The 24,731-nt window shown below is 40.4% G+C and carries 23 protein-coding genes and 1 pseudogene; 18 read left to right on the forward strand and 6 right to left on the reverse strand.

The genetic code is table 11. The features are described from left to right. From Aru01_RS01445 to Aru01_RS01460, 4 genes and pseudogenes are all read right to left on the reverse strand, one after another. A partial coding sequence (locus Aru01_RS01445; RefSeq protein WP_042111065.1) for an ATP-binding cassette domain-containing protein occupies positions 1 to 316 on the reverse strand: 316 nt, incomplete at its 3' end. A 13-nt stretch (positions 317 to 329) separates the two neighbouring features. After that, positions 330 to 1,008: pseudogene (locus tag Aru01_RS01450) on the reverse strand (amino acid ABC transporter permease). Between the two features lies 1 nt (position 1,009). Continuing rightward, a complete protein-coding gene (locus tag Aru01_RS01455) occupies positions 1,010 to 1,852 on the reverse strand; it encodes an amino acid ABC transporter permease (protein ID WP_016657388.1) in 843 nt (280 codons plus the stop codon). Between the two features lie 89 nt (positions 1,853 to 1,941). Further along, on the reverse strand, positions 1,942 to 2,838 hold the full coding sequence (locus tag Aru01_RS01460) for an amino acid ABC transporter substrate-binding protein (RefSeq protein WP_016657387.1): 897 nt from the start codon (positions 2,836 to 2,838) through the stop codon (positions 1,942 to 1,944). 518 nt (positions 2,839 to 3,356) lie between these two features. On the opposite strand from Aru01_RS01460, the gene Aru01_RS01465 reads away from it, so the two are divergent. From Aru01_RS01465 to hisC, 7 genes are all read left to right on the forward strand, one after another. Further along, positions 3,357 to 4,808, forward strand: coding sequence for an RNA polymerase factor sigma-54 (locus Aru01_RS01465; protein ID WP_016657386.1), 1,452 nt, complete (start codon positions 3,357 to 3,359; stop codon positions 4,806 to 4,808). Positions 4,809 to 4,939: 131 nt separating this feature from the next. Then, entirely contained in the window at positions 4,940 to 5,275 is a 336-nt protein-coding gene (gene hpf / locus Aru01_RS01470) for a ribosome hibernation-promoting factor, HPF/YfiA family (protein WP_016657385.1), read from the forward strand. Between the two features lie 223 nt (positions 5,276 to 5,498). Continuing rightward, complete coding sequence (ibaG, locus tag Aru01_RS01475) at positions 5,499 to 5,750, forward strand: BolA family iron metabolism protein IbaG (protein ID WP_016657384.1); 252 nt, start codon at positions 5,499 to 5,501, stop codon at positions 5,748 to 5,750. A 6-nt stretch (positions 5,751 to 5,756) separates the two neighbouring features. Then, complete coding sequence (gene murA, locus Aru01_RS01480; RefSeq protein ID WP_016657383.1) at positions 5,757 to 7,016, forward strand: UDP-N-acetylglucosamine 1-carboxyvinyltransferase; 1,260 nt, start codon at positions 5,757 to 5,759, stop codon at positions 7,014 to 7,016. Continuing rightward, positions 7,013 to 7,717: an ATP phosphoribosyltransferase gene (gene hisG, locus Aru01_RS01485; RefSeq protein ID WP_016657382.1), complete on the forward strand. Its 705-nt coding sequence runs from the start codon at positions 7,013 to 7,015 to the stop codon at positions 7,715 to 7,717. Before murA ends, hisG begins: the two co-directional genes overlap by 4 nt. Before the next feature lie 222 nt (positions 7,718 to 7,939). After that, complete coding sequence (gene hisD, locus Aru01_RS01490) at positions 7,940 to 9,238, forward strand: histidinol dehydrogenase (RefSeq protein WP_162183595.1); 1,299 nt, start codon at positions 7,940 to 7,942, stop codon at positions 9,236 to 9,238. 151 nt (positions 9,239 to 9,389) lie between these two features. Continuing rightward, entirely contained in the window at positions 9,390 to 10,481 is a 1,092-nt protein-coding gene (gene hisC / locus Aru01_RS01495; RefSeq protein ID WP_016657380.1) for a histidinol-phosphate transaminase, read from the forward strand. On the opposite strand, the gene Aru01_RS01500 is transcribed toward hisC, so the two are convergent. Continuing rightward, on the reverse strand, positions 10,478 to 11,851 hold the full coding sequence (locus Aru01_RS01500) for an anthranilate synthase component I family protein (protein ID WP_016657379.1): 1,374 nt from the start codon (positions 11,849 to 11,851) through the stop codon (positions 10,478 to 10,480). The two genes, hisC and Aru01_RS01500, sit on opposite strands and share 4 nt — an antisense overlap. 256 nt (positions 11,852 to 12,107) lie before the next feature. On the opposite strand from Aru01_RS01500, the gene filA reads away from it, so the two are divergent. The 6 genes from filA (at position 12,108) to filF (ending at position 20,269) form a co-directional block, all read left to right on the forward strand. Then, positions 12,108 to 12,995: a putative pilus system protein FilA gene (gene filA, locus Aru01_RS01505; RefSeq protein WP_016657378.1), complete on the forward strand. Its 888-nt coding sequence runs from the start codon at positions 12,108 to 12,110 to the stop codon at positions 12,993 to 12,995. A gap of 293 nt (positions 12,996 to 13,288) precedes the next feature. Then, positions 13,289 to 14,122 (forward strand): putative pilus system C39 family peptidase FilB, encoded by an 834-nt coding sequence (gene filB / locus Aru01_RS01510; protein ID WP_016657377.1) that lies wholly within the window; start codon positions 13,289 to 13,291, stop codon positions 14,120 to 14,122. Positions 14,123 to 14,163: 41 nt separating this feature from the next. Continuing rightward, a complete protein-coding gene (filC, locus tag Aru01_RS01515) occupies positions 14,164 to 15,228 on the forward strand; it encodes a putative pilus system protein FilC (RefSeq protein WP_016657376.1) in 1,065 nt (354 codons plus the stop codon). Positions 15,229 to 15,240: 12 nt separating this feature from the next. Then, a complete protein-coding gene (gene filD, locus Aru01_RS01520) occupies positions 15,241 to 16,905 on the forward strand; it encodes a putative pilus system OmpP1/FadL family transporter FilD (RefSeq protein WP_016657375.1) in 1,665 nt (554 codons plus the stop codon). Positions 16,906 to 16,907: 2 nt separating this feature from the next. Next, the gene (gene filE / locus Aru01_RS01525; RefSeq protein WP_016657374.1) at positions 16,908 to 18,275 is read left to right on the forward strand and encodes a putative pilus assembly protein FilE; all 1,368 of its coding nucleotides are present in this window, start codon (positions 16,908 to 16,910) and stop codon (positions 18,273 to 18,275) included. A gap of 17 nt (positions 18,276 to 18,292) precedes the next feature. Further along, positions 18,293 to 20,269, forward strand: a complete 1,977-nt coding sequence (gene filF / locus Aru01_RS01530; RefSeq protein ID WP_016657373.1) for a putative pilus system protein FilF — start codon at positions 18,293 to 18,295, stop codon at positions 20,267 to 20,269. Between the two features lie 80 nt (positions 20,270 to 20,349). Here filF and Aru01_RS01535 read toward each other — a convergent pair whose 3' ends face one another. Further along, positions 20,350 to 20,898 (reverse strand): NUDIX hydrolase, encoded by a 549-nt coding sequence (locus Aru01_RS01535; RefSeq protein ID WP_016657372.1) that lies wholly within the window; start codon positions 20,896 to 20,898, stop codon positions 20,350 to 20,352. Positions 20,899 to 21,028: 130 nt separating this feature from the next. On the opposite strand from Aru01_RS01535, the gene Aru01_RS01540 reads away from it, so the two are divergent. From Aru01_RS01540 to Aru01_RS01560, 5 genes are all read left to right on the forward strand, one after another. After that, positions 21,029 to 21,664, forward strand: a complete 636-nt coding sequence (locus tag Aru01_RS01540; RefSeq protein ID WP_016657371.1) for a CoA pyrophosphatase — start codon at positions 21,029 to 21,031, stop codon at positions 21,662 to 21,664. Between the two features lie 37 nt (positions 21,665 to 21,701). Beyond that, positions 21,702 to 22,253 carry a gamma carbonic anhydrase family protein gene (locus Aru01_RS01545; RefSeq protein ID WP_016657370.1) on the forward strand — a complete coding sequence of 184 codons (552 nt, stop codon included), beginning with the start codon at positions 21,702 to 21,704 and terminating at the stop codon, positions 22,251 to 22,253. A 115-nt stretch (positions 22,254 to 22,368) separates the two neighbouring features. After that, positions 22,369 to 23,037, forward strand: coding sequence for a tRNA (adenosine(37)-N6)-threonylcarbamoyltransferase complex dimerization subunit type 1 TsaB (tsaB, locus tag Aru01_RS01550; protein WP_016657369.1), 669 nt, complete (start codon positions 22,369 to 22,371; stop codon positions 23,035 to 23,037). Positions 23,038 to 23,045: 8 nt separating this feature from the next. Beyond that, positions 23,046 to 23,870, forward strand: coding sequence for an undecaprenyl-diphosphate phosphatase (locus Aru01_RS01555; protein WP_016657368.1), 825 nt, complete (start codon positions 23,046 to 23,048; stop codon positions 23,868 to 23,870). Further along, positions 23,864 to 24,661 (forward strand): class I SAM-dependent methyltransferase, encoded by a 798-nt coding sequence (locus Aru01_RS01560; RefSeq protein WP_016657367.1) that lies wholly within the window; start codon positions 23,864 to 23,866, stop codon positions 24,659 to 24,661. Before Aru01_RS01555 ends, Aru01_RS01560 begins: the two co-directional genes overlap by 7 nt. Positions 24,662 to 24,731: the final 70 nt, after the last annotated feature.

Here is a 24,731-nt window from a genome sequence, read left to right on the forward strand (position 1 = left end):
TAATTTGGGCAATCATAAGATTGTCTAATACTGTCATGTGAGGAAAAAGTTCAAAGTGTTGAAAGACCATGCCTACACGAGAGCGGAATTTGGCAAGCTGAGTTGAGCTGTCTTTGAGTGTTGTGCCATCGACAATAATATTGCCTTGTTGGAAAGGCTCTAAGGCATTGACGGTTTTAATTAGCGTTGATTTTCCTGAACCTGAAGGACCACAAACGACAACAACTTCTCCTTTTTCTATGGAGGTTGAGCAGTCATTGAGTACTTGAAAATCTCCATACCATTTTGAGATATGTTGTATTTCAATCATTGGCATTTCGATTCTCCTATTAACGTATGATCGCGATTTTTGGGGTGAGATATTTGATGAAGCGTGATAAGGAAAAAGAGATAAAGAAGTAAATCAATGCAACAATTAGATAAAAAGTTGCTTTGGTTTCAGAACCATAAGTGTTTGCAAGAGTGTTGGCGTTACCAAGAAAGTCTGGTGCACTAATAACATAAACCAATGAAATATCTTGGAATAAAACAATAGATTGTGTCAGTAAAATAGGTAGCATATTGCGAAATGCTTGAGGGAGTACAATATTGGACATGGTTTGCCCATAGGTTAGACCTAAAGCATAGCCTGCATTGCTTTGACCTTTTGAGATGGATTGAATGCCTGAGCGCACAAATTTCTGAAAAGAATGCAGCTTCAAAGATGGCAAAAGTCACAACGCTTGAAAATAAAGGTCCATAATATGTATCTGATTGGAATTCAAAAAATTTAGGGAGTAAAAAATAGAAAATAAAAATCACCTGAATTAAAGGAACACCACGGAAAAAATCCACATAAAATTTGGCAAACTGACTTGCAAACTTATTATTAGATAAGCGCATCATCGCCAGAGGTGTGCCTAATAAGATCCCACCAAAGATTGATAATAGCGTTACACTCATGGTGAATTTAAAGCCGCTCAATAGTGCAGTACTTACATCAGGATGAGTTAAGAGTGAAAAATCCATCTTATTGACCTCCTGAGCCAAGTCCAGGTACGGCCATACGTTTTTCAATCCAAACCATGACATATTTGATGCCATAAGTAATCATCAGATATACAGGAGTCGAAAGAATTAAAATGACAATATCTTGTGAGGTTTCTTCACGCATAGTTTTGGTATAAGCAAAGAAATTTAAAACACTCAGTGCATAGAGAACTGCTGAGTTTTTAAAGACGTTCATGGATTCGGACGTGATTGTTGGCCAAATAATACGGTAGGCAACGGGAAGTATGACGTAGCGATAACTTTGTTTTTGATTAAACCCAACAGCATATGCAGCATATTTTTGTCCACTCGACACCGTTTCAATACCTGCGCGGACTTGTTCAGCAATACGTGCAGCAGTATATAGTCCTAATGCAAATACGCCGACGCTTGCAGGATGATCATTTAAAATATTTTGCCACCACCCCCCATTTACAATTTCTCCACTTCCGGTGCTATAGCTAAGTGGGAGTAATTCTGGAAAGACAAATGCCCAGAAAAACAACTGTACTATTAATGGGATATTTCTAAAAATTTCAACATAAGTGGTGCCAATAGAGCTTAATGCTTTGATGGGTAAGGTTCGCATAATCCCAATGAGTGAACCAAGCGTAAACGCAATGATAAAGGCGAGAAATGCTGTCCAAAGCATGGTCCATACCCCAGAGGATAGGATTTGTAACCAAGTCGGTGCATCGGCAAATGAGGAGTAGCTTGCACCTCCAATACTTTGGCAAATTGATTCAGCCCAAGCAGCCTTATCGAGAGCATATTCATTTGAGGGTAGACAATAAGCGGTCCAATTGAGTGAGCCAATAGACATTTGTTTTCCTTTAGGATTGAAGACAATACTTGCCGATTAAAACGCTGTGCAAAAATAGGTTTTAATCGGTTTATTCACTATTAGATTGATTAAATGCCTTTGTCGTTTGGACTAGTTTTTAACTTGAGGTAAGAATTGCTCATTGGCATATTGATGTTGATATTTCGTGGAGCAATCGGGGATTGGAACCATTTTTTATATAAAGTAGCCATTTGACCACTATTCCACATGCCAGTTACGACTCGATCAGCAATGGCTTTATAGGCTGGGTCATTTTTGGGAAGCATAATCCCATAAGGTTCAGAAGCTAAAATTGGCCCTACAATTTTAAAGGCTTTGGGTGTAGATGATTTGGCGATTAAACCGGCCAAGATATTGTCATCCATAACAAAGGCAGCGGCACGACCAGAGGCCATCATGGCAAATGAGTCTGCATGATCCTTACCATATACATTATTGACCTGTACATTTTTACCCTTTGCGTTGACCTTAATGAATTTGTCAGAGGTTGTACCTTGAGTGGTGACAACTGCTTTGCCATTTAGATCACCAATGTTGGTAATTGCTGCATTGGCTTTGACAGCCATACGGATCTCAGAAACAAAATAGCTGGTAGAGAAGCTCACTTGCTGTTGGCGTTGCATTGAATTGGTTGTCGTACCGCATTCCATGTCAATGTTACCTGCAAGCATTTCAGGGATACGCGTTGAAGAGGTAACCGCTTTATATTCGACTTTTAGATTGGGCATCTTTAAGTCTTGTTTGAGTGCATTGGCAAAATTATTGCAAATATCAACTGCATAGCCTAGAGGTTTGCCATTAGCGATATAGGAGATAGGGTCTGAAGATTCACGATAACCAATCACGACTTTGCCGCTTTTTTTAATTTTTGCGATTGTATCGGCTGCTTGCGCCTGAGAGAGAGTGCTACCTAGCAGTAGTAAGCTGAGAGTTAAACTGCCTGCTCTTGTAATAGACTTCATCATTTAAGTAACTCCTTCGTTTTGTGTTGAGCAGTGCATGATCCTTTATGCATCTGCTTAAGTGTTGAATTCACAGCAGCATCGAACTTGAAGTGTTGTGTTTTTCCATCATATTTTTTAATAATAAAAACATTATTGTGATAGTAAATATTATTTAATTAAACTAAATAAAATGAAAAATCAAATTTTCTTTGTATTCTTTATTTTTGAGCACAACGATAGCCTCAATGCTTTTTTAATTAAAATTTTGAACAGAAAACACCAATTTAAGATCGAAAAAATATTATTTTATAGAAGTAGACTGATTATAAGTGTTGTAACTATTGCTCCATTGTTAAGTTAAAATGTAATTTAAGCTAAATTGAAAGCATCATGATTTTAGTGAACCAGAATTAATTGCTCAGTTTTAAATCATATGTACAAAGGATGTACTTTAAATTTATGCAATCCAAAAACGCTTATGTTATAAAAATAGTTCGGCATAATTATTGCTAGTAACTTGCTGCATAGAGGGAGATGCTATGAAGTTGTCAGTCGGATTAAAAGTTTCTAACTCGCTCGCATTGACGCCTCAACTACAACAGGCGATTCGCTTATTGCAGCTATCGAGTGTGGAGCTTGAGCAGGAAATAGAGCTACAACTTGAGACGAATCCATTACTTGAACGAGTTGATGATGATAGTGCTCAGTTGAGTTTAGAAGAGTTTCAGCAAGAACAGGGTGAAAAAGAACTCTCGGATTCACTAAATGCCGATTATTTGCCAGATGAATTGCCCGTGGATACACATTGGGATGATGTTTATAGTCATCAATCGACTAGCTTGGAGCGACCAGAATATGAAGAGCGAGAAGATATTCGTAGTGCGCAGGACACGCTTAAAAATCACATGCTGGGACAAATTAATTTATTAAAATTTTCTCAGTTAGATCAGTTGATTGCCTATTGCATAGTTGATGCCCTAGATGAAAAAGGCTACCTAGAAGCGACGATTGATGAAATTGTGCAGTCTGTACAGGGGTTGCTGCAGCAAATGCAGAGCGATGAGGAGGTTGAGGCTGATGAAGTTGTGGTGGTGCTTAAGCATATACAGCGCTTAGATCCTATTGGCATAGGGGCACGGCATTTACCTGAATGTCTGTCAATACAATTACAAATGCTACCTTTAGATACCACATCTAGGACTGAAGCTTTGCGTTTGATTGATAGTTATGAACTACTCATTGCGAATGATTTAAATAAATTGATGCGACAAGCCGACTTATGTACTGAGCAACTACAAGCAGCGGTGGCTTTGTTAAAAAGTTTAACACCCTATCCTGGATTGGTTTTTTCAGCGCAGGAGAGTGATTATCAAATTCCTGATGTCGTCGTCACCAAGAAAAATCAAGTTTGGCATGTGCAGCTGAACCCTGATGTGGTGCCTAAATTAAAAGTTAATCACTTTTATGCCAATATGATTCGTCGGGCAGATAATAGTACAGATAATCAATACCTAAAAAATCATCTGCTAGATGCGAAGAATTTTATTAAGAGTGTTGATGAACGGCATAAAACCTTATTGAAGGTGGCCAGTTGTATTGTTCAGCATCAGCGGCAGTTTCTAGAGATAGGTGCTGAAGGTATGATTCCGCTAATTTTACGTGACATTGCCGAAGAGGTGGGCTTGCATGAATCCACTGTTTCACGTGTGACGACCAATAAGTATTTACTCACACCTCGTGGTTTATTTGAACTGAAATACTTTTTTTCAAGTCATGTCGGAACGAGTGCTGGTGGTGAAATGTCATCTACGGCTATTCGCGCGAAGATAAAAAAACTCATCGCAGAAGAGAATCCTCGTAAGCCATTGTCAGATAATAGTATTGCATCGTTATTAAAGGAGCAGGGGATAGATGTAGCACGTAGAACTGTAGCGAAGTATCGTGAATCGTTACATATTGCCTCATCATCTGACAGAAAAATCTTGATCTGACTTTTGAGAACAATCTATGCTAGGGGTTCATTATGACAAAGTGATGAAACCGTAAATTAGCAATGGTTTAAATTGACTATGATTATGATTTAAGCCAGAACACTAGGCTTGAAAAATAAGAGGGATGGACTATGCAAATATCGATTCGTGGGCATCATCTAAGTATTACTCCAGCTATAGAAGAGACTGTACGTCAGAAATTTCAAGACATGACCAAGCATATTGATCACATTAGCAGTATGCAGATTAAACTGAGTAAAGATCATCAGGTTGATCAACGTTCAAAAAAAGGGAGCGATAACCATATTGCGGAAGCAATTGTGCGTTTACCAGGTGTAGAGTTTTTTGCACAGGCCTCGGCTGATGATATGTATCTCTCGATACGCAAGCTCATTGATAAAATTAAAAAGCAATTACAACGTTACCGTACAATGCAAAGTCATACCTCTATGATTTCATTAAACTAATTATTTTATTTTTATGAAGTGAAAAGGCCGTTATTTGGACGGCCTTTTTGCTTGTAACTAAAGTCGTTGCGAACTCTTTCTTGAGCTAAAATCAACTACAATGGGTAAAACAACATATATATTTGTTTTTATCAATAATATTTGTATGAATTAATGAATTGTTGCGGTGAGTTTAGTAAAATAGCCAACTTTTACACTGTCGCGCCTATGAGAGGTCTTTACAATGAATAGTGAGCAACTCACTGAAATACTAAAAACAGCTTTTCCTGAGGCGGAAGTGACTGTAAATGGGCAAGCAGGTAAATTTGATCTTCGTATCGTCGATGATCAATTTGAATCCAAAAGACAAGTAGCACGTCAGCAAGCAGTTTATGCACCATTAAACTCATATATTGCCAGCGGTGAAGTGCATGCTGTTACGATTCGAGCAATGACAAAAGAAGAATGGCGTAAAGCAAGTTTATTTGGAGTTTAAGCGTTCATGGATAAGTTTTTAATTACAGGTGGCGTAAAACTTCAAGGTGAGGTGCGGATTTCTGGTGCTAAAAATGCTGCATTACCATTATTAGCAGCAATGATTTTGCCAGACTCACCGATTACTTTAACCAATGTTCCTGATCTTAAGGATGTTGGGACATTAATTAAGCTCATTGAAGGTTTAGGTGTAACTGTTGAGCGTCAAGGTGACCGTGTAGTGGCCGACGCTTCTACTTTAAATAACCAATTTGCTCCATATGAGTTGGTTAAAACAATGCGTGCTTCAATTTTGGTACTGGGTCCATTATTGGCTCGTTATGGTCAAGCGCAGGTATCTTTACCTGGTGGTTGTGCTATTGGTTCACGTCCTGTAGATCAACATTTGAAAGCACTTGAAGCATTGGGTGCTGAAATTGAGGTTGAAGCAGGTTATGTTCATGCCAAAGTTGATGGTCGCCTTAAAGGTGGTGAAGTTGTCTTTGATATGGTGACTGTTGGTGGAACTGAAAATATTCTTTTGGCTGCCGTACTTGCTGAAGGTGTAACCACAATTCGTAATGCAGCACGAGAGCCTGAAATTTCCGATTTAATTAACTTATTAATTAAAATGGGAGCAAAAATTGAAGGCATCGATACCGATACACTGGTGGTTACCGGAGTAGAAAGCTTACACGGCTGTGAATATGCTGTAGTTGCAGACCGTATTGAAACCGGTTCGTATCTGGCAGCGGCTGCAATTACAGGTGGTCGAGTGAAGACCACACATACTGATCCTAACTTATTGGAATCTGTTCTAGAAAAGTTTGAGGAAATGGGTGCTGAAGTGACCCGTGGTGATGACTGGATTGAGTTGGATATGTTGGGTAAACGACCGAAAGCGGTCAGCTTTAGAACTTTACCTCATCCTGAGTTTCCAACAGATATGCAAGCACAAATCATGGCTGTAAATGCGATTGGTCGTGGTTTTGCAACGATTTCAGAAACGATTTTTGAAAATCGTTTTATGCATGTCCCTGAGTTATCACGCATGGGTGCAAATATTCAGGTAGATGGTAATGATGCTGTTGTTACGGGTGTTGAGACATTATCAGCAGCACCTGTAATGGCAACTGATTTGCGTGCTTCTTTTTCTTTGGTATTGGCAGCATTAGCGGCTGATGGTGAGACTTTGATTGATCGTATTTATCATATCGATCGAGGTTATGAAAATATTGAAGCGAAATTGCAAAGTTTAGGTGCAAATATTAAGCGAGTAAGTTCATGAGCGACATAAGAAACGATGATCCAAATTTTGATGTAATGGGAAGTTTTGATCATGGTTTGACTTTGGCTTTAAGTAAAGGGCGAATCTTAAAAGAAACGTTACCATTGCTTGAAACTGCAGGAATCAATTTATTGGAGGATCCAGAAAAATCACGTAAGTTGATTTTTCCAACCACCCATAAGCATGTCCGTATTTTGATTCTTCGTGCTTCAGATGTACCGACCTACGTGGAAAACGGTGCTGCTGATCTTGGTGTTGCAGGCAAAGATGTGTTGATGGAACATGGCGCGCAAAATGTCTATGAACCTTTGGATTTAAAAATTGCCAACTGCAAGTTGATGACTGCTGCAAAAGTTGGTATGCAACGTCCTAAAGGTCGTTTAAAAATTGCCACCAAGTATGTCAATCTTACTCGTGAGTATTATGCGAGTTTGGGTGAGCAAGTTGATGTGATTAAGCTTTACGGTTCTATGGAGCTAGCACCTTTAGTTGGTTTAGGTGATTATATTGTCGATGTTGTTGACACTGGTAATACCTTGCGTGCCAATGGTTTAGAGCCATTAGAAGAAATCTGTAAAGTATCTTCACGTCTGATTGTAAACAAAGCGAGCTTTAAACGTAAACAAGCATTGCTTGGACCGATTTTGGCACAGCTTGAGCAAGCTGTAGAGCAACGTCAAGCCGAAAGCGTGAGTGCTTAACTTATTGTTCCAATGTAAATAATACTTATATTGTGAGCTTTAAAAGAGGGGGTATAGATTTATACCCCTCTTTTTTTATGGGTGCGATTTGGACAAAAATGCGTTGGAATTAAATGGCTCAGGCAGTAAGACTAAAAAAATCGCTTTGTACAGAGAATCGGCACAATATCTTGCGCACATCAGAGTTGAAACAGGTTACACTTGGCTTTTCTCCTTAAACTGGTGGGTAAATTGATGCGACGTTTATCGACTCAAGATCAAAATTTTAAACAGGTTTTTGCTGATCTGTTGGCTTTTGAAACCGTGAGTGATCCTGAACTATTAAAAACTGTTGATCAAATCATTGCAGATGTACGTCAACATGGTGATTCACATGTCTTACATTTGACACAACAGTTCGATCGACATCCAGCGCATCAGTTTTCAGATCTAGAGCTTTCTCAACAACAATTAAAAGCAGCTTTTGACGGTTTAGAAACGGATGTTCGTGAGGCCTTACAGCTTGCCGCTGAACGTATTCGTGAGTTTCATCAAGCACAGAAACAAGATGGCTGGCAATATGTTGATGCTTTAGGCAATACCTTAGGGCAAAAGGTGACACCACTTGATCGTGTGGGAATTTATGTGCCAGGTGGTTTGGCCTCATATCCTTCTTCGGTATTAATGAATGCTATTCCTGCTCAGGTTGCTGGTGTGTTAGAGATCATTATGGTGGTACCTGCACCAGGCGGCGAGCTCAACCCATTGGTGTTGGCTGCTGCACATTTGGCAGGAGTACATCGAGTGTTTACCATCGGCGGTGCACAAGCTGTTGCTGCATTGGCTTATGGGACAAAGACGATTCCAGCAGTGGATAAAATTACTGGACCAGGCAACCGTTTCGTTGCTGCTGCAAAACGCGCCGTGTTTGGTCAGGTCGGTATTGATATGATTGCAGGCCCTTCTGAGATTTTGGTTTATGCTGAAGGGGATAACAACGCAGAATGGTTGGCAATGGATGTATTATCTCAAGCTGAACATGACACTGTGGCGCAAGCGATTTTCATTAGTCCCGATCCACAACTTTTAGATGATGTGGCAACTGCAATTGAACAGCATTTAGCTGCTTTGCCTAAAGCTGAAATTGCTCGTGAATCAATTGCTAATCGTGGCGCTTTAGTCTTAGTCAAAGATCGTCAAGAAGCGATAGACTTGATCAATCAAGTTGCTCCAGAACATTTAGAGCTTTGCTTAGATGAAGCTGAGCAAATGGCGCAAAGTATTCGCCATGCGGGTGCAATTTTTATGGGGCGTCATACACCTGAAGCGATTGGGGATTATTGTGCAGGGCCAAATCACGTGTTGCCAACCTCAGGTACAGCACGTTTTTCTTCGCCACTTGGGGTTTATGATTTCCAAAAACGCTCAAGCTTGATTATGTGTTCAGCAGAAGGAGTGAAAAGCTTGGCTAAAGCTGCTGACCTGTTGGCACAAAAAGAAGATTTAGATGCGCATGCGCGTTCTGCACGTTATCGTTATTAGTCTATCTAGCTGACTGTATAACCCATTGAATCAAAATGACTGCGAAGATCAGGTTTTTATATTTAAACCTGATCGCGCTATGCTGCTTTTTCTGTGTGTATGTAAAACCTAAGGAAAGGCTTAATAGGCAATAATTACAAAGGTTAATTCGATGTCTACTCAAATTAGTACGGAACAAAAGCAATTTTGGAGTCCTTCGGTACGTGCTTTAGAGCCTTATGTGCCAGGTGAACAGCCTAAGATCCAAAACCTACTTAAATTAAATACCAATGAAAATCCCTATCCGCCATCAGCTGCGGTCGTAGAAGCCGTACAAGCGGTGTTGCAAGAGGATGCAGATGTACTCCGCTTATACCCAGATCCAGATGCCAGTGCACTAAAACAGGCGATAGCATCGCAGCAACAGGTTGATGTGAGTCAGGTTTTTGTCGGAAATGGTTCAGATGAAGTACTCGCTCATGTTTTTAGAGCGTTTTTCGTCAAAGAGAAACCGATTTTATATCCAGATATTAGCTATAGTTTTTATCCTGTATATAGCCAATTTTTTGGACTAAAGACCCAATCTATTGCTTTAAATGATGCATTTGAAATCGTACCAGAGGATTATCAACTAGATAATGACGGTATCATTATCGCTAACCCCAATGCACCTACAGGTATTGCACTGGGTTTGGCTGAAATTGAACAGATTTTACAAGCCAATCCACATTCGGTTGTTGTGATCGATGAAGCTTATGTTGATTTTGGTGCAGAATCAGCTGTGGCATTAGTCGCAAAATATCAAAACTTGGTCGTTTGCCAAACAACATCTAAGTCACGTTCTTTGGCTGGACTTCGTGTTGGTTTTGCGATTGCACAAGCGCATTTAATCAGTGCATTAGAAGCGGTAAAAAATAGTTTTAACTCTTATCCTTTAGACCGTTTTGCTATTGCTGTTGCGGTTGCCTCATTTGGGGATCAAGCATATTTTGAGCAACAATGTGAAAAAGTCATTCAAAGCCGTGAGCTTTTAACCGAAGGCCTAACCCGTTTGGGATTCCAAGTTTTGCCTTCAAAAGCCAACTTTGTTTTTGCTCAGTTACCAGGACGTGAGGCAGCACAGCTAGCACAAGCTTTACGTGAGCAGGGGATTATCGTGCGTTATTTCAATAAAGCACGAATTGATCAACATCTTCGTATTACGGTTGGTACGGATGAACAGAATCAACGTTTGCTCGATAGCTTAAAAGCGATCCTCGCTTAGTGGTCTTGACTCTGCCATGTATTGATCAGTTCAATCATGGCAGATACCTTATCTAAACACTCCTGATATTCAGCATCACAATCAGACGCGATCGTGATGCCTCCACCTGCCCATATGCTTAATTGGTTTTGATACTTTTGGATCGAGCGAATGAGGATATTCCATGCGCCTGTTCCATCAAAGTTAAAATAACCCAAGCTTCCACAGTATGCACCCCGTGGGGCTGCTTCAAGTTCCTCAATGATTTGCATTGCTCGTATTTTGGGAGCACCTGTAATCGAACCACCAGGTAATGCTGAAAGTAATAGCTGTAATGGATTAATTTCAGTTTTGAGGGTCGCGTGGATTTCACTGACCATGTGGTGTACTTGATTAAAAGATTCAATGGCGAAGAGCTGAGGGGTTTTTACCGATCCAGTTTCTGCATAAACGCTAAGGTCATTACGCAGTAAATCGACAATCATTAAATTTTCGGCCTGATCTTTAGGTGAATCAATCAGCTTTTGTTTATTTAGTTGATCTTGTACTGGGTCAGTATCACGAGGCATTGTGCCTTTAATGGGCTTGGTAATAAGCTGTCGTTGAGCTGAAAATTCAATAAACAACTCAGGTGAACAACTGAGCAATTCAAAATCATCAACTTTTAAATATCCTGAGTAAGGGGCCTCTGTCAGTTGCCAAAATTGTTCTGCTGTATCAATCAGCGCACCTTCTGCTTTTGCAGTAAATGTTTGGGTCAAATTGATTTGATAGCAATCACCAGCAACAATATAGTCTTGAATACGTTGAAAGGCCTGTTGATATTCGGTCTTAGACCAGCGCGCTTGGCATGCTTGGGTTAAATGAAAGCCTGAGCTTTTTGCCATAGGATCAGGATCATATTGTTTGAGCAGGCGTTGTAATTGTAGTAAATCTTGTTGAGCCTGTGCAGGTTCATTGTGGCTATAAAATATCCACTGATCTTGTTCAAGTCGTAGATAGTTTTGATAACAACCTAGATAAACTTGTGGTTGATCAAGCCCAGGGCTGAGAGTGAATTGCGAGGCTGCAAAATTGTAGTCAATAAAACCAATATAACCACCTTGAAAACCTGAAGTTGCTGTACTTACAGTTGGGGTGGTGATTGGAAATAAAGTGCTGAGTTCAACAGCCTGAATAACCTCTTGATAGACATTAAAACCAGTTTTTTGAAAATTCTGCCATTTTCCACTTTTAAATAATACATAACGTTCAGGTAGGAAGCCAATACATGGTTGGTTGTTATCACTCAAGTAGACACAACCCTGTAGGGTGTTAAGTGTTTGTAAAATGAAAGAGGCACTGATTTCCGAATTGACAAAAAAATCATGAAATATTGGTTTAGTGGACATTGCAAACAACAAAATTTAGGTTACGCTATTTTACTACAGTTCATGCTGGGGTTGTGCATTTACCGTTTATCGGGTTTTGGTCAATTTATTGCCCTGAAATGTTGAACAGAAAACAACAAAAGGTTAAGTTGTTAAAGCTTGAACTAGTGTGCAAAAAATGTACTTTTTGCATTATGCTTAATTAAAAAACAAAAAACCGCAACAAGGACACTACGGATAGTAGTAAACAATGAAAAGGGTTTTTGGGAGAAAACGTATGAAATTGCTTTCGAATCTAACTTTAGTTGCTTCAGCTGTGTTAATCAGCACACATGCAATGGCGTTACAACAAATGGATGACGCTGCGTTAAGTGCGACCACTGGCCAGGATGGTATCAGTCTAGGGATCGGCATTTCTGAGATCAAAATAGATAAACTACATGTTTTTGATGGTGATGGTCTTAGTGATCAGGCAACTATGCCAGGTTCAACAGCAGTTATTACTGGTGGAACCAATGGCGCTGGTGCAATCACCATTTCAAATCTTAAACTGACTACAAATACAGCATCTGCACTTGCATCGGGTAATTTCGCTGATATCACGATTGATACAGATGGCGGTAAAGATGGAAAGTCACCATTTATTAATATTGGTGCGGCGGTAACAGGGTTAAACATCGAACTTGATGGCGTAAAAGTCAATAATGCGACTAAAGATGCGACGACAAGTTTAATGAAAGTTGGGGAAAGTGAAGCTGTAATTTTAGACCAACTATCTTTGAAAACTGGTGCAACAACTGCGAATATTCAATTGGGTAACACACCACAAGGTGCCATGATTAAACTTGATGGTTCTATGATTGGTGGTTTGGAAATCAACAACCTCAGCTTAAAAGATGCTTCTGCTGGTGGTGGCGGTTCGATTATCTTGGGTAAAATCAAAGTTAATGATACAGACTCAGGTGATCTTAGTTTGAAAACTGACGTTGCTGTAACGACGAATGGTTTGAAACTGACTGCGCTTCAAAATAAAACAGATGTATATGTTCAATCAGTGAAATTAGGCTCAACTGCGTCTAAATCAATTGGTGATATTCAAGTTAGCGGTTTACAAATTAGTAATGCTGCTGGCCCAGGTGCAACAATTACTGTTTCTGGTCACTAATACACCATCATCAAAAACGCGTGTTTTCGCACGCGTTTTATCTTTATCAAAAATAATAAAAATATAAACAAAATGATGGATTAAGTCACAAATATGTGTACATTAAGTATAGTGTAATTGTAGTTTTAATTTACACATCAAAGAAAACGCCAATTTGCTCACAATGCATACGGATACCTGCAGAGCTCACAACAAGGCGATTAAAAGACAATCTTAAGTCAGGGAGATTAAGGATTTAAACCAGTTGATGTATTCAATAAAACAATCATCGTCAGCAGTAGAATTTCACTTATATGATAGAAATAACTTTAGGATCGGCATTAATTTATTATTTTGCTAGTCATGCCCTTGAGGTTAAGCCTCAACCCACTGATGCAGTTCATTACACTGAAATTGCTGATCCTAGAGAAAAGTCTTTTGGTCGGCAACATCGTGAAGTGGTGAGTATTAAACCTGCAGTCGAAGACCAATTCCGCGGTATCGTGCGGCAAGCCTATGATTATAGCTGTGGTTCAGCAGCATTGACGACGCTATTGAATGGTCATGTTGGAACAAACTTAACTGAATTACAAACCATGGAGGGCTTGCTACGTTATGGTGAGTATGAGCGTATCGTTGAACGACGCAGTTTTTCTTTATTGGACATGAAAAGATTTGTCACCGCCATAGGTTTTGAAAGTGGTGGTTATCGTGGTGAATTCAAAGATCTAATTGAACAGACTCAACCCGCAATCGTTCCGATTAGTTATGCGGGTTTTAAGCATTTTGTAGTATTTAAAGCTTATAAAGATGGTCGTGTTTATGTCGCTGACCCTGCACTTGGTAATATTAGTTTTGACGAAGAACGTTTCAAAGAAGTTTGGGAAAATAACACGTTATTTTTAATTAATGTGCCGCTTGGTCAACAGAAGTCTCTTTTAGCACTTGATGAAAAGGACTTAAGGCATGTTGATGATGCAACAGTCAATCGTTTTGCCTTTGTCGATGCACAACTGAATACAGACTATGTCAACAAGATCGCAGATCGGGCTTCAACCATGCGTTTAATTATAGATAAAGATAAAAATTCGGATACCTATAATGAACCTGTAAGAAGCTATATGCGCCTTTATTATAAACGTAAATAATTCCTAAATATTTTTGAAATCAATCAGATGGAAGTAAGTGAATGATGAATCAATGGATGAAAAAAAGCCTAGTTGCACTTCATGTTTGTGCTGCAATATCAATGGTCCATGCAGCAGATGAACAAGAGAATTCAGCTGCAGAGACTGAGCCAAAGAAAGCAGTACAAGCAGATGATGTCAGTCAGGCACTGAATAAACAAGAAGGTGATGCGACCTCTGAAACGAATTTACAAGAGGTTTTTACTTCGAGTGAAAGACAATATTCATTGATCAAAAAAGGTGATATTTCAACTTACTACGATCTAGACTATACCTATTATCGCGATACCGTTATTGATGCCTCAATGGATGAGGGTCGCCTTTATCAATTGCGTGTTGAAGAAGATGCAACACATACCATTACCAACACCTTTACTGGTCAATATGGCTTAAGAGACAACTTAACGTTGACGGCATCTTTACCTTTGGTGGCCAAGTCTGATAGTCGTAAGGATACTACAGCTGCAGGTTTAGGCGACTTAAGTCTGGGTGCACGTTGGGAACCCTTTCCGTTAAAAGCAGGTCGTTTACCTTTAATTTTATCGGGAACTTTGTCAACGAAAACTGGTGACAGTCCTTATGAGATCAATCCTCAGAAAGATCTGTCTACGGGTAAAGGGTATTACTCGGTGGGTGTTGGTGCCAGCACACGTAAATATATTGACCCCGTTGTACTCTTTGCCTCAATGTCAGCAAACTATGGTTTTAAAGAAACTGGTTTAAATCAAGCACGTGGAACGCGTATTTTAGATACCTTTGAGCCTGGGATTACAGGCGGTTTTTCTTTTGGTTTTGCCTACTCGTTTAACTACGATGTTTCAATGACCATGTCTTATCAACAAAGCTTTAATACCAATACCAAATTTACCTATAAAAGCGGTGAATACTATAAAGCTGCCGATCAAAGTAGCGCAATGTTAGCCATTGCTTTGGGTGTACGTGTTTCACCTGAAACGATTGTCAATGGTACAGTGGGTATCGGTTTAACTGAGGACTCACCGGATATTTCTCTAGGTTTATCTTTCCCTCTAGACATTCTTGGTTTAGGTAAGAAAAAATCGAGATAAAGGCGGTGTGTGATGAAGTCTCTTGCTTTACGACCGCTGGTTGCTGCTTTGCTGTGTATGGGCAGTAGTGGCTCTGTTTTTGCTCAGTTAGGTCTAAATTTATCGGTTGATATTCGTTCTCTCACAATGGGAAATGCGGTCACCGCCGATCCACCGGGTATTAGTGCAATTCACTTTAACCCAGCGGGTTTAACGAAATTGAAAGGGCTGCAAACCGATGTACAAGGTATTGTGGCAAACTTTGATATTCAAAAGGAATTTTCAGCTCCTGCTGGATATAACGTATTCGGTTACTCCGACGATCCTTTAGTGTGTAATGATAGCCCTGATAATCCATCAGGTTTATGTACAGATTTTAAGGGGCCTGTACGCGGAGATGTCGAGTATGCAAGTTTATATCTGCCGTTCTTAAAGAAAATGGTGGACTTTGGTGAGGGGATTCCAGTTATTGCACCCGCAGGCGGTGTCTCTTATAACCCACCGGGTTCAAAATTAACTTATGCGACAGCCGTTTATGCGCCGATGGTGGCAGGTTTTGGTTCCAACGATGGTAATCCCGGTAACTATATGGGGCAAAAGGTTGCCATTGAGCGGATCACTTATTTATCGCCCTCGATTGCCTATCAGATTAATGACGAATTATCGATAGGTGCATCGATTGGTATGTCTTACCAAGCTGTGGCCTTGAAGACGGATTTACGTTTTCCCAATGAAATGATTGGGATGTTACGAATGGTTGACGAAGCAATTTGTGAGCCTTTTCGAGGTAACTCAAACTTTTTCACAGACTTATTGTTATTCGGTATCTGTAATACCCAAGAAGGCATGAATCCTTTTTCAAAGCAAGGTGGTATGGAAGTTGCCATGGAGCAGACTTTATCACCGAGCTATAACTTAGGTTTGTTGTGGGAACCTAATGATGACTTTGGCTTTGGTATCGTCTACCAAAGCGGTGCAAAAATGCGCTTAAAAGGAAAGTATTTCATTGATAATGGTAACTCGATCCGTGAGTTAATGAAGGGGATGAACTCTTCAGCCTCTGGACAGATTCTAGCTGCGATTATGGGTTTTCCTGGACGAGTTCCAGCGACTGAATCTGGGCTAATGTCGATGAATTTAGAATACCCTGCACACATTCAAGCCGGGATTAAATATAAGATTTTGCCTAAATTGCAAGTGAACGTCGATGTCGGGTGGACAGACTTTAAAGCGTGGGAAGATTTTCGTTTTGAGTTTGACCGTCAGATTACCATGTTACAAATTGCGAAGCTCTTATCAAATAATGTGACTGATACTACGATTGCCTTACCGCTTGGGTTTCAATCGCCATGGAACTGGGGGATTGGCTTAGAGTATTCTGCGACCGATCGTTTAAAACTACGTATGGGCTACGAGCCAAGAACCAGCTCTATTCCTGATGGTAAACGTAATCCAATGATTCCGATTAACAATGCTCAGTTATTTGGTATGGGAATGAGCTATCGCTGGGATGAAGATACTGATGTAGATCTATCAGTAGGCTTTTTAAGAAGCCGCGATAATATTCCAGCAAATACCAGTGATATGGCCAATCAAACAGGTGTGGGTAACATCATTTTAAATCCTTATGCGGGGATGGATATTAAAACCAATACCAAAGTAACTATTGTTGGTTTGAACTATAGAAAACGGTGGTAAGGATGCTCAGAAAAATACCGTGGTTGGCAAAACTGATGATGTTAGGAAGTGTTGGACTATATAGCTGGTCTGCTCCTAGTTTTGCTAACTTCTATACGGTTATAGGGCCTGATGGTCGACCAATCGTGATTCAGGATCAGCGTAAAACACAGCAGATGAAGGTCAGCCCCAATACAACTGCGCCTGCTCAAACTCAGGGTAATACCGGAGACTCTGCTCCTGATCCAGTGGTGATCGAAAAGTCGAGTATTGAAAAAACAAGCCATGCAGAACCAAGAGTTGAGAACACAAAGTTAACTGAAGCACCCAAGCTTCCCGTTGAGAAAGCAGCTATTTCTCAGCCTAAAGCTGAAATTAATCACGTGAAAACAGACACAGTTAAAGTGGTTCCACTCGAAAAAAATCAAGGCACAATCACTCAGCCTGAGCGATCTCAAATCGTGCCTGATCAGCTGCAACATTCGCCTCAAATTAAGTCTCATCAAATAGACAATAAAGCAAACCCACAACAGATGCTGCCTAGTGATGTGAAGTCAACAGCACCTATCACCACACAGCCCAAAATCGTTGAAGAAGCCCCCAAAGTGGCTCTACCGATCGGCACAACTCAAGAGTCAGTTGCTAAAGTGAGTCAGGCTGAGCCAGCAACGCAGCCCTCAGTTACGCCAGAAACACGCAGTGCTGTCGTTGAAATTGATGGTGTGCAGTATGTAAATAGCGAATATTTAGAAGAGCGTGAGTTTAACATTGAGGGCAAAAAGCGTTTTTATGTGATGCCTGAAGTAAGTTCTGGGGGTGGGCACAATATCCACACTGTAGAACGTGAAAAAGGGGTTTCTAAGTCATTCTTGGATCGTTTATGGAAAAAAACAGATGAGTCAGCGGAGGCTGTAGTCTTATCTGTAAATTATCAGCGTCTTGCACAAGAAGATGTGGTTGCTGCACTGGAACAAAGTTGTTTTCAAGGCAGTAAGCTGACAAAGGCAAAGACACTTGGAGCAAAAAATAGTGAGGTTGGCTATTGGCCGGTTGCACCGATTAAAGAAAAGTTTGCTTATGAGGTGGCCAAGCTTGAGCATTCTGTACATAACATTTTATTAACCTCATATGCTTCTTCAAAAAAATCACCACAGTACTATTGGCCCTTTGTTGTTTTTCTGGATGAAAAGGGCTGTGTGATTGAGGGAGTGAGTGGCTTTAAAACAGCAAAAGTTGAAGAGAATGCTATTCATCAAGCACATATGGAAGGCGTGCTGCGTAAACCAGAACATGCGGTTTATCTATTTATGACACCACTTGAAAGTGCATTAGATGTAGAAGGGATGGCTTTGTCAAATCAGGGACAAATTAAGCTAACTGTAATTGAATAAGTTATGACGAGTAAAATATGAACGTAAAGATAAAAAAGGTCGTACCCAGTGTTTTAAGTCTAGGCATATTGTCTTTACTCAGTGCATGTGGGGGTGATAGCGCCTCAATTAATGAAAGACCTGAACCAGAATTGGTGAATTATACCAATGGTTGTTATGACACGGATCAACGTTGCCAAAATTTTGTGATTGACTATCCAGTTGCTGGTCTAGATTTTGATTGTCAGAAAGATACGGTGAATCACTTTGAAACTGCACTTGATAAAAATGTGGCTTTAGGTGGTTGCCGCGCTGGTGATACTGTTAAATTTACTTTGCAATCGACAGCCAGTCAGCCCAAAATCATTTTAGGTGATATCGACCTATCTAAACTCAATCCTCGTTATGCACTTGGCCAACCGACTCAAATTAGCTTGATGCATATTGCAGCCGCTATGACGGGTAAAGATTTGGTTAAAACTGAGCAAAGCGATGAAACATTTAGAGTACTTGTTGCTTTAATCCGAATGTTTCAAGCACTTGGTGTAGAGCAAGGCGCTAACCAAATTGGCGATATTCAGCCGATTACACTTGATGCAGAACATAAGAAAAAGCTCGCTGATTTAACCGCATCAGTTGGGGTAAAAGATTTCCTCGATGGTAGTTATGTTTCGAAACTCCAGCCATGGGTCAATATTAGTCAGATCAGTGAAGCTCAAGCTGAAGCATCAGCTCTAGAACTGATGAATTTGACTAAAGTGAATATCTATTCAGCCAACATGGTACCGTTTATTATTGGTTCAATTGATGTAAGAGGGTTTCATGGTAAAAGTGAGACCAATCCAAATAAAGAAGCACTTGCGAATCTTTATTTGTTAAATACGCGCGATGGCCATACGCTGGGTTATACCGTGTTATGGGCTGGTACGCCAAAGGTACCTGAAGGTGTGACAGAGGAGCAGTTTAAACGTATATTGCTCATCTCGCAGTTTGCTCCTGAGAAACTCAGTGCTACGGCACAGCAGGGCTGGGTAAATACCTTTAGTAATAAGATCACACAGCCATTACGTTTTACACAAAGCAACAGACCTGATAATTATTTACAAATCAATCAAGGTCAGTTTTTCAACAATAATACTGTTCCAGGCAATGAATATGTTTATAAGCGTGCAACAGGGGATAGTAAACCACCTCAAGATCCAAAGGTATACGGGGCTTGGGATCAGGTTTTAAATGGAGAGCGCTTTAAAGGCCAGATCGATATCTTTAAATCTAACCCGGCGACTTATTTAGACAAACGCGTGTTTAAGAGTGAGGCTAAAGTAAAATCTGGTGAGGATTATATTTTCCCGCTTTATGCCACTTTATCTTTTTCTTTCGATGATGATAAAAGACGTCCACCTGTTAAGGTCGGTATCGTGATTGATGAAAATGGTGACATTCGTAGTAACCGCACAGCGAATGAACTGTATTCTGAGCAATGTCCAAGTATCAATACCAGTACCTATATCGATGATTACGGCGTGCAACAATACCGCATCGGGACAACAGGTGCTGCTAACTATGCTTTGACAGATAAATCATTAACACTTCGTATGATTCTCGCTGATCCAATTTTTGCTCCACTTGATGGTGCAATCATGGGCTTGAATGAAACCTTTATTCTTTCACCGAATAATAATTCTTCTCGTTCAAACACCTACAATAATACAGCGGCCACTAGAGAGAGTAATGACGGTAAGAATTCTATTGGTTTCACCTCGGGAGGACTGCGAATTAACTTACAAAACTTGCTGGTCAACCCAGATGTGAGTCGAGGTATTAATATTCATGGTTGGGGTCAAAATGGTTCTACTGAAGCAACTTGGGGCAATATGTATGCCACAATGCAATTGGTTTATAACAACAATAATAAAGATCAAGTGACCGAGGCACAAAAAGAGTTGGTGAAAAATATGGGGGGTGGGCTGAGTATTAATCTGGCAAGCTGTTATCAGATCAAGAAAAAGCGTTAAGTTGACTTAAGCCCTAAATTAAAAAGCTGAATGAGTCATCATTCAGCTTTTTTGTATCAGCCATGCGCAGCTCAGGAAACTTAGCCGGTATGATCCAAACGAGTACCAATGGTTTCTAGATGCATTGGAAAGTTATTGTGTGGTCGATCAGCAAAATAGTGTCGCAAAGTACGTTCTACACTTGGGAAGGCCAGTTGATCCCAAGGTATTTCTTCTTCGCTAAAAAGGCGAGATTCAATTGTTTCTGGGCCTGCACCAAATTTTCCATCAGCTAAATGCGCTTTGAATAAAACATAGATTTGTCCAATACGCGGAATATTATACATACAGTAAAGTTGTTCGATCGCGACTTCAGCTTCAGCTTCTTCTTGAGTTTCACGTGCAGCACCTTGTTCCATGGTCTCAAAAAGCTCCATATAACCTGCCGGTAATGTCCATAAACCATAACGTGGTTCAATTGCGCGGCGGCATAACAAGACTTTATTTTGGTGTAAAACTAAGGCACCGCAAATGACTTTAGGATTTACATAATGAACAGTGCCACAATGATTACACACCGCCCTAAGTTGGTGATCACCTAATGGAATTTGTTCTTGTGTTTTTTGACCGCAGGCAGTACAGAAGCTCATAAGTATCGACAAAAATGAGAGGTGAACTTGAGCATAACTGAATTTTGTCTTTGACGCATCAATTCTCCCTCTCTGTCTGGTTTTTCATATATATTAGAGCTAAAACAAATAGGAAAATAATTGAATTAAAATGGAAAATCCAAAGTTGATACAGCAACTCGAACAACAGTTGCGTTTTGCGAAGCGTAAGCAAGATGCGCAAGCAGCTGTATTGATTGCGATTACGCAAGAAGAAGATCCCAAAGTATTACTTACCCGACGCGCGCTCAATATGAACTCTCATGCAGGAGAGGTTGCTTTCCCTGGTGGAAAACGTGACCCTACTGATACCAGTGATATTGCAGCCGCCTTACGCGAGGCTTGGGAAGAAACGGCATTGAATCCTTTTGATGTAAAAGTCGTGGGCGATCTGCCTATGGAAAAAGTGCGTAATGGTCTTACAGTGAAACCAATCGTTGGGATTATTCCAGCTGAAATTCAACTTGTGCCGCAACCTACAGAGATTGATCGTATCTTCTTTGCATCCCTACAACAGCTTATGGTGACTCAACCTGAACCGCATAAGGTACAGTATGCACAGCAGTCTTTGTACTTCCCAAGTTTTCAAATTGAAAATGAGGTGATTTGGGGATTAACTGCACGGATTTTAATTTCGCTATTCCAGTATGGGTTTAATGTGCAAAAATCATGGCCTATGCTGATCGACGCGACAACTATTGAAACAGCAAAAATTGATGCAACACAGATTAATCTACTTCCAAAGTAATAAGCTTTAACGTGCAAGTAATGAGGATGTTATCACCATGATGTATACATTTAAGGGCCATTCACCCCGTACACGGGTGCAACCATGGGATGGTTGGATTGCAGATAATGCGACAGTGATTGGGCAAGTTGAATTGGGCAGTAAAGTCAGTATTTGGTTTGGCGCCGTGGTTAGGGGTGACAATAGTCTGATCCAAATTGGTGATTATAGTAATGTCCAAGAAAATGCAGTAATTCATACTGATGCTGGAATCGATGTGCGTATTGGCGATTATGTCACTATAGGCCATCAAGCAACGATACATGGCTGTAGTATTGGGGATAACAGTCTCATTGGCATTAATGCGGTGATACTTAACAATGCGGTAATTGGTAAAAACTGTATTATTGGAGCCAATGCTTTGGTGCCTGAGGGTAAAGTGATTCCAGATAACTCACTTGTTGTGGGCTCTCCTGCCAAGGTTATTCGTACCTTAGATGCAGATGCGGAAGTAAAATTGAAACAAAGCGCACTACATTATGCAGAACATTTTCCTCATTTTGTCGCATTAGTCCCTTATCGTTTTGATGAGAGCGAACAGATTAAGTAAATTAAGCTCATTGTTTATAAATCGTGATTTGGACTAGATTTACTATAGATCTGCTCTCGCGATCTGCATAGCAGTGGAGTAGAATAGTCGCAAATTTACATAGGGTAGCTTGTGCATGAAATTGCTGGCATTGGAAACCGCCAATGAGCAATGTTCTGTGGCATTGGTCGATGCAACACAGACATTATTTTTTCAACTAGATCAGCGTGCTAAAGCTCAAACGCAGACAATACTTCCCATGATCGATCAAGCTTTGAATGAGGCGGGTGTGGATTGTGCTGCTTTGACAGCAATTGCATTTAGTCGTGGTCCAGGCTCATTTAGTGGCGTGCGAATCAATGCTGCAGTTTGTCAGGCTTTGGCGTGGGCAAACGATACTCCTGTAATTGCGGTATCGACTTTACAGGCCCTTGCACAAGCAGCTTATCGTCATTTAGGTTTAACTGAAGTGACTGCGGTACTCGATGCTCGTATGAATGAAGTGTACATTGCCAGTTTTAAACTTGAGCAAGAGATCATGCAAGCCGTTGATGACGAGCGTATGCTGAGTTATGACCAAGCCGCAAGCTATAAAAAATATACAGCAGTGGGGTCTGGTGCACATTTACTAGAAGCCCAAGCCAATACTGATTTAGTGATTCATGCTGATGCTTTAGATATTGCGGCAATTGCTCGAGTGATGGCAGAACAACAACTATGGGTTGATGCAGAACATGCATTACCTGTTTATTTACGTGAAAATGCTTGGAAAAAAATTTCAGAACAAGGCAAAGCATCTAAATAGGAAAAATCATGGATTTTTTATTGTTCATTCAAGCCGCTGTAATGGGTATCGTAGAAGGTATTACAGAATTTCTACCCATTTCAAGCACCGGACATTTGATCTTAGCTTCGGAGTTAATGAATTTCTGGACTAAAGAAAAAAGTGATGTTTTTGTTGTTGCAATTCAGGTTGGTGCAATTGCAGCAGTCATATATGAATACTGGGGCAAGCTTTGGGGCGCAGCAACAGGCTTAGTCACTGGAGAGAAGAAAGGGCGGCATTTGGGTATTAGCCTGATCTTGGCATCGATTCCAATTATGTTGGTCGGGTTGACCTTTGGTCAAACTGTCAAGGGACTATTGTTTAATGATATTTCAGTTGCTATTGGCTTGATTGTCGGCGGTTTGATTATTTGGTGGGTGGAAAAAAATCCACGTCAAATTCATGCTGAAGAAGTTGATAATATTACAATTAAAGAAGCGATTTATATTGGTTTAATTCAAGTTTTGGCATTGATTCCGGGAACATCACGTTCGGGCGCTACGATTATTGGCGCAATGATGCTTGGCGTATCACGTAAAGCGGCAACTGAGTTTTCTTTTTTCTTGGGTATTCCTGTCATTGTTGGGGCGGGCTTGCTTGATCTTTACCAAAGTTACCATGTGTTTACAACTGAGCAAGACTGGATGGTTTTGGCCTTTGGTACTTTAGTCTCTTTTGTGTCTGCGCTGGTGCTGATTCGTGTATTAGTTGCCTATGTGGCAAAACGTGACTTTATGGTGTTTGCCTGGTACCGCATTGTATCTGGGTTGATTATTTTATTATTTGCATTAACAGGCTGGAAATTATGGTAAGCGAAATTCGCTTATTTGCTACAGCTGAATATACCACGCAAGCACAGTCTTATCAGACGGTATTGGCTGAGCGTGGTGTATCCACTGAATGTGTTGAAATCGAGCAGTTGAATGCTCGATTTTTACGTCAACACCCAGAACTGGCTTTGTGTTTAGATCATGAAGGTTTGTGGTTGTCTGCTGAAGGCATGAAGATGCAGCCAGATTGGCGCGGTGAAACGTCTCGTTTAAAACGCGCCAGTTTAAAGTCAGAGTTATTGGCTCGTGCTTGTCAGTTGGCTGAAAAACCCAAGTTGATTGATGCAACTGCAGGTTTGGGGCACGACAGTTTGTTGATGGCACATTTGGGGGCTGAGGTAATTTTGGTGGAACGTCATCCGATTTTACTGACTCTACTCGAAGCTGCTCAGGCACAGGCTGCTCAAGATCCATATTTGGCAGAGACAGCAGCTCGAATGAGTCTGGTTTTTGCAGATTCACAAGAGTATTTAGAACAGTGTGTGAGCGAACAAATACAGGTTGATGTGGTTTATCTTGATCCGATGTTCCCTCAGCGCGATCAAAATAGTAATAAAAAGCAAGCCTTAGTAAAAAAACAAATGCAGTTGTTGCATTTGTTGCTCGCAGATGATGGGCATATGGATCTAGGAGATAGCCTTTTAGAACCTGCACGTCAGATTGCCAAGCGTGTTGTTGTTAAACGTCCACGATTAGCAGTGAATTTGGCAGATGTTACACCAGATCATCAATGGTTAGGTGATGCGTGTCGTTTTGATGCATACTTTAAGTAAAGTACATAATGTCATTAAATGCTTCAAAATCTTCTGAAAAATTGTTATATAGTAGATGCATTGTGTGTTT

The organism is Acinetobacter rudis (assembly GCF_000829675.1).
GTDB classification, from domain to species: domain Bacteria; phylum Pseudomonadota; class Gammaproteobacteria; order Pseudomonadales; family Moraxellaceae; genus Acinetobacter; species Acinetobacter rudis.

What these genes read in the sequence shown, in the direction of transcription:
- Aru01_RS01455 (WP_016657388.1), bottom strand. Translation starts at nt 1,852, where the DNA reads ATGTCTATTGGCTCACTCAATTGGACCGCTTATTGTCTACCCTCAAAT.
- Aru01_RS01460 (WP_016657387.1), bottom strand. Translation starts at nt 2,838, where the DNA reads ATGATGAAGTCTATTACAAGAGCAGGCAGTTTAACTCTCAGCTTACTA.
- Aru01_RS01465 (WP_016657386.1), top strand. Translation starts at nt 3,357, where the DNA reads ATGAAGTTGTCAGTCGGATTAAAAGTTTCTAACTCGCTCGCATTGACG.
- hpf (WP_016657385.1), top strand. Translation starts at nt 4,940, where the DNA reads ATGCAAATATCGATTCGTGGGCATCATCTAAGTATTACTCCAGCTATA.
- ibaG (WP_016657384.1), top strand. Translation starts at nt 5,499, where the DNA reads ATGAATAGTGAGCAACTCACTGAAATACTAAAAACAGCTTTTCCTGAG.
- murA (WP_016657383.1), top strand. Translation starts at nt 5,757, where the DNA reads ATGGATAAGTTTTTAATTACAGGTGGCGTAAAACTTCAAGGTGAGGTG.
- hisG (WP_016657382.1), top strand. Translation starts at nt 7,013, where the DNA reads ATGAGCGACATAAGAAACGATGATCCAAATTTTGATGTAATGGGAAGT.
- hisC (WP_016657380.1), top strand. Translation starts at nt 9,390, where the DNA reads ATGTCTACTCAAATTAGTACGGAACAAAAGCAATTTTGGAGTCCTTCG.
- Aru01_RS01500 (WP_016657379.1), bottom strand. Translation starts at nt 11,851, where the DNA reads ATGTCCACTAAACCAATATTTCATGATTTTTTTGTCAATTCGGAAATC.
- filA (WP_016657378.1), top strand. Translation starts at nt 12,108, where the DNA reads ATGAAATTGCTTTCGAATCTAACTTTAGTTGCTTCAGCTGTGTTAATC.
- filB (WP_016657377.1), top strand. Translation starts at nt 13,289, where the DNA reads ATGATAGAAATAACTTTAGGATCGGCATTAATTTATTATTTTGCTAGT.
- filC (WP_016657376.1), top strand. Translation starts at nt 14,164, where the DNA reads ATGATGAATCAATGGATGAAAAAAAGCCTAGTTGCACTTCATGTTTGT.
- filD (WP_016657375.1), top strand. Translation starts at nt 15,241, where the DNA reads ATGAAGTCTCTTGCTTTACGACCGCTGGTTGCTGCTTTGCTGTGTATG.
- filE (WP_016657374.1), top strand. Translation starts at nt 16,908, where the DNA reads ATGCTCAGAAAAATACCGTGGTTGGCAAAACTGATGATGTTAGGAAGT.
- filF (WP_016657373.1), top strand. Translation starts at nt 18,293, where the DNA reads ATGAACGTAAAGATAAAAAAGGTCGTACCCAGTGTTTTAAGTCTAGGC.
- Aru01_RS01535 (WP_016657372.1), bottom strand. Translation starts at nt 20,898, where the DNA reads ATGAGCTTCTGTACTGCCTGCGGTCAAAAAACACAAGAACAAATTCCA.
- Aru01_RS01540 (WP_016657371.1), top strand. Translation starts at nt 21,029, where the DNA reads ATGGAAAATCCAAAGTTGATACAGCAACTCGAACAACAGTTGCGTTTT.
- Aru01_RS01545 (WP_016657370.1), top strand. Translation starts at nt 21,702, where the DNA reads ATGATGTATACATTTAAGGGCCATTCACCCCGTACACGGGTGCAACCA.
- tsaB (WP_016657369.1), top strand. Translation starts at nt 22,369, where the DNA reads ATGAAATTGCTGGCATTGGAAACCGCCAATGAGCAATGTTCTGTGGCA.
- Aru01_RS01555 (WP_016657368.1), top strand. Translation starts at nt 23,046, where the DNA reads ATGGATTTTTTATTGTTCATTCAAGCCGCTGTAATGGGTATCGTAGAA.
- Aru01_RS01560 (WP_016657367.1), top strand. Translation starts at nt 23,864, where the DNA reads ATGGTAAGCGAAATTCGCTTATTTGCTACAGCTGAATATACCACGCAA.